The organism is Enterococcus sp. DIV1682a, assembly GCF_051711005.1.
GTDB lineage: Bacteria > Bacillota > Bacilli > Lactobacillales > Enterococcaceae > Enterococcus_B > Enterococcus_B hirae.
In genome coordinates, this window is record NZ_JBIOLT010000001.1 from 332,668 (window position 1) to 345,000 (window position 12,333).

The window sequence follows — 12,333 nt, forward strand, 5'->3', positions numbered from 1 at the left end:
AATCCTGTTGCTAAAACGTAAAGATTACGATTTGGTAACTTTAATCGTAAAATGAAAGAAGATGAAGGAGTGTCGTCAAATGAAGCGTTTGGTTTATTTATTAGGGATAGTAGTTACTGTTTGTATACTTGCCAGTTGTGGCAATCAACAAGAAGCCGCGAACAAAAAAGAAAAATTGCAGGTGATGACGACTTTTTATCCAATGTATGATTTCACGAAAGAAGTAGTGGGAGATGAAGGAGAAGTTGAGTTATTGATTCCTGCTGGGACAGATTCACACGACTATGAGCCATCAGCAAAAGATATGGCAAAAATTCAAAATGCGGATGTCTTTGTCTATAACAACGAAAATATGGAAACCTGGGTACCAGCAATCCAAAACACATTGAAAGAGGGGAATGTGTTAGCAGTCAAAGCGACTGAAGGGATGTTGTTGTTACCGGGTAGTGAAGAAGGACATGACCATAGTCATGGCGAAGCAGGGCATTCTCATGAATTAGACCCGCATGTTTGGTTAGCTCCAAGTTTAGCAATGAAACAAGTAAAAAGTATAAGGGATCAACTGATCACAAAATACCCCGATAAAAAAGAAGCCTTTACTAAAAATGCGGAGAATTATTTAGAAAAATTACAAGAACTTCATCAGAGTTATCAGGATACCTTAAGTAAAGCAAAACAAAAATCTTTTGTTACCCAACATGCCGCATTCAACTATTTGGCATTAGAGTATGGACTGAATCAAGTGTCAATAGCTGGCTTATCCTCAAGTGAGGAGCCTTCAGCCGCAAGAATTGCTGAATTAAAACAGTTTGTAAAAGATCATGGGATCAAATATATTTATTTCGAAGAAAATGCTAAAGACAGTATCGCTAGAACTCTAGCAAATGAAGCCGGCGTTTCTTTGGCTGTCTTGAATCCTCTAGAAGGTTTAACGAAAGAACAACTTGCAAATGGTGAAAACTACGTAACCATAATGAAAGAAAACCTCAAGTCGTTACAAAAAACGACAGATACAGTGAATCCACTGGAAGCCACACTGACACCAGAAAAAGAAAAAAATGTATATAATGGTTACTTTGAAGATTCAGCTGTGAAAGACCGCAAATTGTCCGATTGGAAAGGGCAATGGCAAACGGTCGATAACTATTTAGCTGATGGAACCTTAGATCCCGTATTTGAGTATAAGGCAAAAATCGATCCAAAAAAATCAGCAAAAGAGTACAAGGATTATTATACCGTCGGATACCAGACGGATGTCGAAAAGATCAAGATTGACGGAGATAGAATGGCATTTACTTTTAAAAATGGTGAGACGAAGCAATCATCTTACCGATATGCAGGTAAAAGAGTTTTGAATTACGCTGCAGGAAATCGAGGCGTACGCTACTTATTTGAAGCAGTAGAGCCAGAAAGTGGCGCTTATCGATATGTACAATTCAGTGATCATTCGATTGCACCAACAGATTCGGAACATTTTCATATCTATTTAGGGAATGAAAGTCAAGAAAGTTTACTGGCAGAAATGGATCATTGGCCAACTTTTTATCCAGTGGAGATGAGTGGGCAAGAAATTGCGCAAGAAATGCTGTTACATTAAACTACAAAATAGGAACAAGAAAAGATAAATAAGAAAAAATGAGCAAAACAAACAGACGAGTTTTGCTCATTTTTTTGTTTGTTTTTGGGGAGAAGTCTGAGATTTACGAGATCAATTTTTTTAAACCACGTACAGAAGCCGGAATCACTTCGCCATTTGCTAACGTGATTTCACGAGTTTTTTTGTTGATCGTACGGACATTTTGAGTATTGATCACGTATGATTTATGGCAGCGGATAAAATGACGGTTCATTTTCTCTATTTCTTTGATTTTATCATAGAACTGCATTTGCGCATGAGTCAAATGAACCTCTAATTTATGTGGCGTTCCTGGGGAAGTAGAGAAATACTGGATATCTTTGATCGGAAGAAATTTTATTTCATCATTAAATTCGATTTTAAAAATATCTTTTTGTAAAGGAGTCGCTTTGACATCTTCAAAGATCTTACTTAAAATACGTTCCACATTTTCTTTTAAATCAAAAATATCTTCTTTGATAATATAATCAGTCGGTTCAATATTACTCTTTAAGATAGACATTGAAAGATCCGTATGAGAAGTAACATAAATAATTTTTCCTAAAGGATCTAGATCTCTTACGCGTTTTCCGATCATAATACCATCTAGATCGCTATCTTTTAATTCAATGTCTAAAAAATAAATACCAAAAGATGAGGTTCGTACTCTAGCTGCTTGAAGAAGTTCAATTGGATCAGAAGTGGCGATATGGACATAACTATCCAAATTCTCAATCATAATTCGATTTTTGATCACTGCTGAAATTACTTCCAACTGTTTCGTGTCATCTTCGCAAATATAAATTGGAATCATACGAATACTCCTTTATTTTGTTTGTATATAGATTGTCTGAGAAAAACGTTGATTCTCAATAGATGTCTCTAAAAAGATATAAGGATTGGCCTTTGACAGCTCATCCAAAATGAATAAACCGAGTCCTTCGTTTTTAGGATCTTTTTTTGTTGAAAAACCTTTTTGTTTTAATTGATTTAACGGAAGTGTATTCATCGTTGTATTGATGACACGAATAATCACTGAGTTTTTCTTTTTTAAAACAAAGAGTTCAATTTTCTTCTTTTTAGTAATTAAAGCTCCTTCAATCGCATTATCTAAAATAATACCTAACATTCGGACGATGTTTACTGTGTGTTTTTTCTTTAAAGTGATCTCTTCTGGAATAACAAGATGCACGGATAATCCTTTTTCTTGTGCCATCATTAATTTCAAAGACAATAAGCTTCTTATTTCAGGAATTTTTATGTTATCTAACAGACTAAGGTTTGCTGGGAAAAGATCCATCATTTGACGAGTGGGTAAGATATTTTGATTGTAGTACTTACGTAATCCCTCCAGGTCACCTTCAGCAAGATAACTATTCATTGAAAAAAGCAAGTTTTGATAATCATGCTTGAATTCTCTAAGGTCTTGATAGTTTTTTTCTAGATCACGGATGTAATCTTGTTGCATTTGCATACGCTGTTCTAACAATTGGTCTGCCATTTTTCTCTTTGAAATTTTCCAATAATAAATGAGGATAAACAGCCCGCCACAGAGATAAAGAATGAAAAAGCCAGTGTTGATAGTTAAAATTTGGGGAGTCTCGCCAGAAAAACGTGTATAAAAGATAACGATATAATAGGTAAATAACATCAACGCGCCAACGGTTCCAATCATTCGGCGATCCAACCCATGGAAATTTTCTAAGGCTTTTTTAAAAGCTAAAGCAAGTAAGATCGATAACGTCGCAGAAATGACGATATGAATATACTGCAAGGAATCTCCTGGTTCAATGACAGCAGATTTCAAAATAAAAAAATCGCTGATGCTCGTCAAATGGTCTCCTAAAAGCGAAGTAAGCAATCCCCAAGGAAGAGCATAAACCAGTTTTTGCGGGGAAGTAGAAAAGAAGAAGAATGTTAGCATCAGCATACCTATAGCAAATAAAGCAGTAAATATCCCAAATAAAGGATACATAAAACCTAACAAGACACAAGAGATTAAAATAGTGGTAACGAATAAGTATTTCTTTTTAATTTGGTGTTCAATGAGTAATACACAAATTGTGTAAATTAAATATTGCAAGGCTATGGACCACAAAAACATAAAGTACAGCTCCCATTGATTTTTACCAAATTATAGCATATTTATTGAATTATTTTTTTAATTTTTCAGGGATTTTAAACTCTGAACTCATACCAAAGCAGCATCCAGACACAAAGAAGTCAGACAAATTAGTAAGTTGTTTAATGATTGTTTTTTTCATAGAAAATTCCTCCAAGATTCATTATATAATTCGTAATTGGAAGCAGCGTAGCTATTTCTAAAATAATCCCGAGAAGCAAGTAAGTAGAAAAGTAAGAATTAGCGAAAAATAAAATAGTTATTGCAAATAGAAGAAACATGAAAATTGCTTTTTTTAACAGTGGTGGGCGTTTTTCAGGTTCAATGGGATTGATTGCTGTACCTTTTGATCCATAGCGAAGCAACAATAAGAAACAGATGATCAATGAAATGACCTTCAGTGGGGAAGAGATGGTCACATCAAAGTGTTTCATTAAGAGGGGAACGCCCCACAAATAAAGCAAAGTCCATAGTAAACAAACAAATTCAGAATCAGAATGAAGTCCGTAAGCATAGCGACGGATACAAATATAAGAAAGAAAGGTCAATCCTGTTTCGACCCAAGAACCGGTTATTAAAGAAAATACTAAAACAACGGCCAATTTGCCAAGGTTATTCATTAATACATCAAGGGCAAATTTTACTTGGAGATAAACCATTTCATCTTCTATTTTTTCACCACTGAATAATGTGTCTAATATTCTATTTACAACTTTATTTTTCATCCAACGTACCTCCAATAACGATTTTATTCTAAATTTGTTAAAAATAGTGTTTCGATTCATAAAAGGTTGTTTTGACATCAAAACCGTAAAAAAAAGATCAAAAAATTCAGTTAGATCTTTCTTTTTTGAGTATTTTATAAATGGCAGATAAAAAAAGTGAACGGTTTTGACATGAAAAGGGCTTTTTATGATTTTTATGTGTTCTCTGCCTAGAAGTGTGTTAAAAATTGATTGACTTAAAAAATATTGGAGGAACTATCATGGGGAATGAACAAGTAATGGAGAAAATGGATGAGCAATTATTTGAAGTTGGTGAAACAGGTGCTTTTGTTTCAGATTTATTTGAAGCACCTATCAAAGGAGAAATTGAAAAAGTTTATGAAAACAGCGTGATGATCCGGGTCATCAAATGTGCAGTAGAAGATAATGAAACTGCCGACAGTTTGCATTGGCAACTTGTTGTTCGAAAATCAAGTGCGATAATGGAATGAATAAAAATAAACATAAACACAACAAATAGGCTGAGGTACTGTCCGAGTATCCTGTAAATCAGTCTATTTGTTGTGTTTTAGTATAGTGATTTTTTTAGTTGGTCATTAAAGTGAACACGCTTGTCCTTATTTTTTGGATAAGACTATATGACGTTGGTAAAATTTCCATACTTGAATGCTTTGAACAATTGCTATGATTAAAAATAAAACAGCCACTAATAAAATAGCAAAATGCCCAAATAAATGATGGCAAAAAACGAGAACGCCTGCGCCACTGATGAAAGCCAGAACAACTGTCAGAAAATGGAAAAAACGATCGAACGCTGCTTTTTCTTTTGTGACAAGAGAATCGTATAAGTTAGTAGCAACTCCTTTTAGATTCCCCGTAGTAAAAAGATTAGTATAAGCTCGTCCATCGATTTTATCAAAAGCGACCCATTGAATAGCTGCTGTAAATGCAATCATGATGGTTACGATGGCTGGGTGGATACTGATTGGAGTCAGACTGACTAAGAAAAAGATAATTGCTTCGTAGTAAAGAACATACAAACGCCAATAGTGTTTTTCTTTCTTTTTGAAATAATCAATCAAAAATTTTGTCAGTAAAATCCCTAAAAAAAAGAAGACAGTAGAAAGAATTTTTTTTCCAACGCTAATCCATTCACCATCGAAAGCTTGGATGATTGCTAAGACAATATTACCCGTTTGTGCTGAAGCAAATGCGTTATATTGAATATATGTATAACTGTCCATTGCGCCACCGATAAAGGATAATAAAAGTCCGATTGTCCGTCCTTCATGAAATGAAGTACTCATTTATATTCACCTTCAAATTAATATATTTGTCTTTTTTATTCTATCATATTGGTTATATGTTTTTGATATTTTATAGATAATTTTCAGAAAAGGTCAGTGTTTGCTAAAGTCATTTTAATTTTTAGAAAGGTCTGTTAGTATAAAAGAAAAATATTGACCATTTATATATAGAAAGATGTGAAAACAATCAATCAAGGGAATGAAAAAGAAATACTTCGCTTACAAAGAGAAATCAGTCATTGGGAAAAAAGATATGAGAAGCTCCAACAAATTTTCCGGATGCAAGAAGAGATCATTGCAAGCTATGAAGCAGCTTATGGTGAAGCACCTGGGCTGATTGAGGAAGAAAAAGAAACGAATAATAGTCATTCATTTTTCGATATGATGGAAAAGCGCTCCTACAATCGTTTTAATTACGAGCAAAAAGCAGCGATTACTTACAATATGGAAAAAAATCTAAGGATCATTGCAGGAGCGGGAAGTGGGAAGACCCAAACAATTTGTGCAAAAGCTGTCTATTTAATGACTGAAAATCAGGTAGATGAGCAACGGATATTGATGATCACTTTTACGAGAAATGCTGCGAATGAATTGAAAAAGCGAGTAGATAATTTTAGCCAACGAAAGACCAATGTTCATATAGGAACTTTTCATAGTATCTTTTTTCGTTTGTACAATGATATTTGTCGCCAATTCCCAGAAGTAGTCACTGAAGGGATACAGGGAGAATTTTCAAAAGAGACCTCATACAAAGTCAGTGGACTAATACAACAACTTATTCGTAAGTATAATTTATATGCTTTTGATCAATATGGAGAAAAAAATTTGGCGGCACGTCTTGATTATTGGCAGAATATGAACTTATCAATAGAAGAAACGCGAGTATTGATAAAAGAAAACTTTGACTTTATTGAACCGAATGCAACTATGCCGATTTCCGAAAGAATGACCCACTTCATGCGAGAACTGCAAGCACAAAAGAAAGAGCAACATCTTTTTGAATTCAATGATGTTCTAAGTAATTTAAAACAAGCCTTGCAGAACGAAGAAATCAGAAACTTCGTGGGACAAAAATATGATTATTTATTTATTGATGAATTTCAAGACACGAATCCTTTACAGTGGGAAATTGTTCGCCTGATCACGAAGGAAACACCAATGAAACTTATTGTGGTCGGTGACGATGATCAAAGTATCTATGGGTTTCGAGGTTCGGAACCTTCTTATATTAAAAATTTTGACCAAGAGTACGCAACGAAGACGCTTTTTTTATTAACCAACTATCGTTCACGTGCCACCATTGTTCAAGGAGCGAATCGCTTAATTACATTTAATAAAAATGATCGTATCCAAAAAGCAATGATTCCAGCTAAGAAAGAGGCGGGGATCATGCAGGCGCTAGCTTTTGATGATATACAAGCTGAAAGTCGCTGGATCATTGAACAAATCAAAACATTGATTAAACATAAAGGAAAATACAAAGAATCAATCGTTTTATATCGGTCGTTAACGCAAACCCAGCAATTAGTCCAAGACTTGTTACAGACGGATATCCCCTTTGTGCTAGAAGCAGATGGCCCATACGAAGGGATATTTGGAATAAAACTATTTCAACAGTTCTATCAAAGGATCCTTTACTGGCAAAATGCAACTACTTATCAAAAAAAGACACAGGGTTATCAACAAGTACTCTATCAGTTAATGATTAATTGCTATTTCAAGAAAGCTGAATGTGAGGACTATTTTTCTAAACGAAATAAAGTAACAGATATTGTGGAATATATCCTTTCTGTAAAGCCGCATTTAAAAACAAAAGAAAAAGAGATTCATCGGTTTGTAAAGGACCTTCATACTTTTGATAAAAATGGCGGAAAAGGTTTTGATCGTTTAATTCAAAGCTACCTTAAATTAAGTCGACCAACTAAAGAAATAGACGGTAGTGAGCGTGAATGGTTGTTAGGAACGCTCAAACAATTTCCAACATTAGAAAAAATCAACCATTTAGAAAAAGACATCCAAGCAGTTGCGAAACAACTAAAAACTCGTTTAATCGCTTACCGGCAAGGAAAACTTGATGCTTTATGCATTCAAAGTATTCATAGAAGTAAAGGCTTAAGCTATCGCAATGTTTTTTTAGTTGGTTGTAATGAAGGAGCTATTCCTTACAATGGTGCCTCTGATAAAGCAGCCATTAGTTTGGATAAGGTCAAGGCAGAGCATGTGACAACAGTCGAAGAAGAACGCCGTCTTTTTTATGTAGCAATGACCCGAGCAAGAAATCGTCTCTATTTGTGTATACCTTTGATGAAGGGGACGAGAAAATTGAAAACTTCTAGATTTATTAGAGAAACAGGTTGTAAAATTAAAAAAATACATGTTTAATCACATAAAAAACGATATTATTAGGTATAAAATACTAATAATGTCGTTTTTTTTATGTGTTTTTCTTCTTTTTTTTATACAAAATAAATTATTTTTTTTCATATAAACACAGGATTAAAAGGGTTTAATAGCAAAGAAGAATAAATTTTCTGAATTTTAATAGCTAATAATTGGTGTTTTTTATAACTTTCAGTTAGAATGGGATTATAATTAAAAAGGAGTGAGAGAATGATAAAAGTATATACTTCCCCTAGCTGTACTTCTTGTAGAAAGGCAAGAGCATGGTTGCAAGAAAATCGTTTAGATTTTGAAGAAAAAAATATTTTTGCAGAGCCGATATCAGAAAATGAAATACGTGAAATTTTAGCAGCCGCTAACGGAGGCGTTGAAGACATTATCTCTACTCGCTCAAAAATATACGAAAAATTAGCTATTGACTTCAACGAGCTCACATTAAAGCAAATGATCGTCCTGTTTAAACAATATCCTTCTTTACTAAGACGTCCGATCTTAATTGATGAAAAAAGAATATTGATCGGTTTTAATGAAGATGAAATTCGTTCGTTTGTTCCAAGAGAAATTCGTTCAGTTGCAAGAAGAATGATTTATATGCAAAACAGTATCTTCAGTTAAATTTAAAAAAGGAGGAATCTTGTGAAGGTATACGGGTCGGCGCATTGTGTGACGTGTCTAAAAGCAAAGCAGTGGTTAGAAGAACATCATCTCTCTTATCAGTTTATTGATTTAGATCAGAGAGAGCTAACCGTTAAGGAAGCAAAAGAATTGTGTGGGTTTGAGAATGTTCACGCGGAACGACTGTTCGCCACTTGGTCACAAGGTTTCAAAAATCTGGAAATTGATTTATCTACTATTAATGAACAACAATTGATTGTTTTGTGTAGAACACATGGAGAACTAATCAGACGTCCGCTGATTATTTTTGATAATGTTTTATTTGTTGGGTTTAATGAGGAATTAATGGAGAAATTAATTGCAAGCCAATAAATACAGGATGACTTCAGTGGCAAAAAAACGAAATAGTCGGTTAGAGGAGATGGATGGCTATTCATTTCCTTTTTTTGTGAGTGATCTTTTCTAAAAGAAACTTGTCTCAGTCTCTTCTATTATCTCTAAAAACGAATAAACGGTGTTCAAAGAGCTGACCTTCGGCGATAAGTCAAAAAATCTCAAAACATGAGGAGCTGTTTCGAGATTTTTTGACTTAACGCTTAGGTCAAGACACTCTTTTCACAACCTCTTGCTAAAAGGCGTTCAAGAAGCAACTCCTCAACAATAAGCGATGGTTTTCTAAAATATGAGGAGCTATTTTAAAAAATCATCGCTTATTCGCTCGGAGTTGAACGCTTATTTCACAGCCTCTTGTCTCAACCTCATTGATCAACGGGAAAACGATGAACGTTCATCAATGGGGCAACCGTGTGGAGTAACCAAAGATGTCATAAATGGACAACAGCTGAAAGAAGTCTTACAGTTCGATTATCTGGATAGCCAGAATCAGTAGAATGACTATGGCTTATTTAATATAGAAAAGCTGAAACTTGAAGTATAACCTATACCAAAGGTTTAAATACTTATTGACATGTGTAAAATTACATGATATATTCTTTTTTGTTGTTTTTAGTTACTCGTTTTAAAAAAATGAAGTAATAAAAAAGATTCAAAAAGTTCTTGACGTGTGAGTTATCACATGATAAGATAACTGAGTCGTTAAAAAACAACAGCTTATGAAGCTTGATTTCATCGAAAAAAACTTCAAAAAAGTTGTTGACAAATAACAAACGATGAGTTATGATAAATGAGTTGCTGAAGCACTTCTGAAAAACGAAGTGAAAAAACTTTTAAAAAAAGAGTTGACAAACAAATGTCGGTCTGTTATGATATAAAAGTTGCTACGGCAATATCGAATGATTAATCGCTAGCTCGTTAAGAAGTTTCAACTTTAAATCAAGTAGCGTTAATCAAGTAGACCTTTGAAAACTGAACAAAGCAAAGACAAACCAAATGTGTAGGGCGTCTTGATTGATTCAAGACAACAAACATTTTTAACAAGCAAGCAATATGCTAGCAAACAATTGAGCTTAACAATCGCAAGATTGTTCGAACTTTTTATGAGAGTTTGATCCTGGCTCAGGACGAACGCTGGCGGCGTGCCTAATACATGCAAGTCGAACGCTTCTTTTTCCACCGGAGCTTGCTCCACCGGAAAAAGAGGAGTGGCGAACGGGTGAGTAACACGTGGGTAACCTGCCCATCAGAAGGGGATAACACTTGGAAACAGGTGCTAATACCGTATAACAATCGAAACCGCATGGTTTTGATTTGAAAGGCGCTTTCGGGTGTCGCTGATGGATGGACCCGCGGTGCATTAGCTAGTTGGTGAGGTAACGGCTCACCAAGGCGACGATGCATAGCCGACCTGAGAGGGTGATCGGCCACATTGGGACTGAGACACGGCCCAAACTCCTACGGGAGGCAGCAGTAGGGAATCTTCGGCAATGGACGAAAGTCTGACCGAGCAACGCCGCGTGAGTGAAGAAGGTTTTCGGATCGTAAAACTCTGTTGTTAGAGAAGAACAAGGATGAGAGTAACTGTTCATCCCTTGACGGTATCTAACCAGAAAGCCACGGCTAACTACGTGCCAGCAGCCGCGGTAATACGTAGGTGGCAAGCGTTGTCCGGATTTATTGGGCGTAAAGCGAGCGCAGGCGGTTTCTTAAGTCTGATGTGAAAGCCCCCGGCTCAACCGGGGAGGGTCATTGGAAACTGGGAGACTTGAGTGCAGAAGAGGAGAGTGGAATTCCATGTGTAGCGGTGAAATGCGTAGATATATGGAGGAACACCAGTGGCGAAGGCGGCTCTCTGGTCTGTAACTGACGCTGAGGCTCGAAAGCGTGGGGAGCAAACAGGATTAGATACCCTGGTAGTCCACGCCGTAAACGATGAGTGCTAAGTGTTGGAGGGTTTCCGCCCTTCAGTGCTGCAGCTAACGCATTAAGCACTCCGCCTGGGGAGTACGACCGCAAGGTTGAAACTCAAAGGAATTGACGGGGGCCCGCACAAGCGGTGGAGCATGTGGTTTAATTCGAAGCAACGCGAAGAACCTTACCAGGTCTTGACATCCTTTGACCACTCTAGAGATAGAGCTTCCCCTTCGGGGGCAAAGTGACAGGTGGTGCATGGTTGTCGTCAGCTCGTGTCGTGAGATGTTGGGTTAAGTCCCGCAACGAGCGCAACCCTTATTGTTAGTTGCCATCATTTAGTTGGGCACTCTAGCAAGACTGCCGGTGACAAACCGGAGGAAGGTGGGGATGACGTCAAATCATCATGCCCCTTATGACCTGGGCTACACACGTGCTACAATGGGAAGTACAACGAGTCGCAAAGTCGCGAGGCTAAGCTAATCTCTTAAAGCTTCTCTCAGTTCGGATTGTAGGCTGCAACTCGCCTACATGAAGCCGGAATCGCTAGTAATCGCGGATCAGCACGCCGCGGTGAATACGTTCCCGGGCCTTGTACACACCGCCCGTCACACCACGAGAGTTTGTAACACCCGAAGTCGGTGAGGTAACCTTTTGGAGCCAGCCGCCTAAGGTGGGATAGATGATTGGGGTGAAGTCGTAACAAGGTAGCCGTATCGGAAGGTGCGGCTGGATCACCTCCTTTCTAAGGAATATTACGGAGACTACACTGTTTGTTTTTCACTTTGTTCAGTTTTGAGAGGTTTACTCTCAAAGAGATATTTTTGTTCATTGAAAACTGGATATTTGAAGTAAATTAGTAATACAAACCGAGAACACCGCGTTGAGTGAGTTTTTTAATAAGTTCAATTGCTTATTTTCTTGATCGGACTTCTATCGCTAGAAGAAAGATCAAAACCCAACCGCAAGGTTGATAAGGTTAAGTGAATAAGGGCGCACGGTGGATGCCTTGGCACTAGGAGCCGATGAAGGACGGGACTAACACCGATATGCTTTGGGGAGCTGTACGTAAGCTATGATCCAGAGATTTCCGAATGGGGGAACCCAGCATCTTTTATAGGATGTTACGTTTGCGTGAATACATAGCGCATTCGAGGTAGACGCAGAGAACTGAAACATCTAAGTACCTGCAGGAAGAGAAAGAAAATTCGATTCCCTGAGTAGCGGCGAGCGAAACGGGAA

The 12,333-nt window shown here is 36.8% G+C and carries 9 protein-coding genes and 2 rRNA genes (1 of these 11 only partly in view); 7 read left to right on the forward strand and 4 right to left on the reverse strand.

From position 1 onward, the window contains the following. Positions 1–79 precede the first annotated feature (79 nt). Positions 80–1,597: a zinc ABC transporter substrate-binding protein AdcA gene (locus IGJ23_RS01515; RefSeq protein ID WP_207431864.1), complete on the forward strand. Its 1,518-nt coding sequence runs from the start codon at positions 80–82 to the stop codon at positions 1,595–1,597. Between the two features lie 103 nt (positions 1,598–1,700). On the opposite strand, the gene IGJ23_RS01520 is transcribed toward IGJ23_RS01515, so the two are convergent. From IGJ23_RS01520 to IGJ23_RS01530, 3 genes are all read right to left on the reverse strand, one after another. After that, a complete protein-coding gene (locus IGJ23_RS01520) occupies positions 1,701–2,429 on the reverse strand; it encodes a LytR/AlgR family response regulator transcription factor (protein ID WP_010720220.1) in 729 nt (242 codons plus the stop codon). Between the two features lie 12 nt (positions 2,430–2,441). Continuing rightward, on the reverse strand, positions 2,442–3,719 hold the full coding sequence (locus tag IGJ23_RS01525; RefSeq protein WP_010736951.1) for a sensor histidine kinase: 1,278 nt from the start codon (positions 3,717–3,719) through the stop codon (positions 2,442–2,444). A gap of 140 nt (positions 3,720–3,859) precedes the next feature. After that, positions 3,860–4,462, reverse strand: a complete 603-nt coding sequence (locus IGJ23_RS01530; protein ID WP_010736952.1) for an accessory gene regulator B family protein — start codon at positions 4,460–4,462, stop codon at positions 3,860–3,862. 260 nt (positions 4,463–4,722) lie between these two features. Here IGJ23_RS01530 and IGJ23_RS01535 point away from each other — a divergent pair, with 260 nt between their 5' ends. Beyond that, positions 4,723–4,953 carry a hypothetical protein gene (locus IGJ23_RS01535; protein ID WP_010720217.1) on the forward strand — a complete coding sequence of 77 codons (231 nt, stop codon included), beginning with the start codon at positions 4,723–4,725 and terminating at the stop codon, positions 4,951–4,953. A 126-nt stretch (positions 4,954–5,079) separates the two neighbouring features. Here IGJ23_RS01535 and IGJ23_RS01540 read toward each other — a convergent pair whose 3' ends face one another. Next, on the reverse strand, positions 5,080–5,769 hold the full coding sequence (locus IGJ23_RS01540; RefSeq protein ID WP_010736953.1) for a YoaK family protein: 690 nt from the start codon (positions 5,767–5,769) through the stop codon (positions 5,080–5,082). Positions 5,770–5,946: 177 nt separating this feature from the next. Between IGJ23_RS01540 and IGJ23_RS01545 the strand changes: the two genes are divergently transcribed. The 5 genes from IGJ23_RS01545 to IGJ23_RS01565 form a co-directional block, all read left to right on the forward strand. Continuing rightward, the gene (locus IGJ23_RS01545) at positions 5,947–8,151 is read left to right on the forward strand and encodes an ATP-dependent helicase (RefSeq protein WP_010720215.1); all 2,205 of its coding nucleotides are present in this window, start codon (positions 5,947–5,949) and stop codon (positions 8,149–8,151) included. A 228-nt stretch (positions 8,152–8,379) separates the two neighbouring features. Next, a complete protein-coding gene (locus IGJ23_RS01550; protein ID WP_438774549.1) occupies positions 8,380–8,784 on the forward strand; it encodes a Spx/MgsR family RNA polymerase-binding regulatory protein in 405 nt (134 codons plus the stop codon). 21 nt (positions 8,785–8,805) lie between these two features. Further along, positions 8,806–9,156, forward strand: a complete 351-nt coding sequence (locus IGJ23_RS01555; protein ID WP_010720213.1) for a Spx/MgsR family RNA polymerase-binding regulatory protein — start codon at positions 8,806–8,808, stop codon at positions 9,154–9,156. 1,120 nt (positions 9,157–10,276) lie between these two features. Then, positions 10,277–11,836: ribosomal RNA gene (locus IGJ23_RS01560) — 16S ribosomal RNA — on the forward strand. Positions 11,837–12,068: 232 nt separating this feature from the next. Next, positions 12,069–12,333, forward strand: a 23S ribosomal RNA gene (locus tag IGJ23_RS01565) (it continues 2,649 nt past the right edge of the window). Together the 16S and 23S rRNA genes form the textbook arrangement of a ribosomal RNA operon.

Excerpts from the sequence above, each read along its gene's own strand:
- IGJ23_RS01515 (WP_207431864.1), top strand. The coding sequence starts at position 80 with ATGAAGCGTTTGGTTTATTTATTAGGGATAGTAGTTACTGTTTGTATA.
- IGJ23_RS01520 (WP_010720220.1), bottom strand. The coding sequence starts at position 2,429 with ATGATTCCAATTTATATTTGCGAAGATGACACGAAACAGTTGGAAGTA.
- IGJ23_RS01525 (WP_010736951.1), bottom strand. The coding sequence starts at position 3,719 with ATGTTTTTGTGGTCCATAGCCTTGCAATATTTAATTTACACAATTTGT.
- IGJ23_RS01530 (WP_010736952.1), bottom strand. The coding sequence starts at position 4,462 with ATGAAAAATAAAGTTGTAAATAGAATATTAGACACATTATTCAGTGGT.
- IGJ23_RS01535 (WP_010720217.1), top strand. The coding sequence starts at position 4,723 with ATGGGGAATGAACAAGTAATGGAGAAAATGGATGAGCAATTATTTGAA.
- IGJ23_RS01540 (WP_010736953.1), bottom strand. The coding sequence starts at position 5,769 with ATGAGTACTTCATTTCATGAAGGACGGACAATCGGACTTTTATTATCC.
- IGJ23_RS01550 (WP_438774549.1), top strand. The coding sequence starts at position 8,380 with ATGATAAAAGTATATACTTCCCCTAGCTGTACTTCTTGTAGAAAGGCA.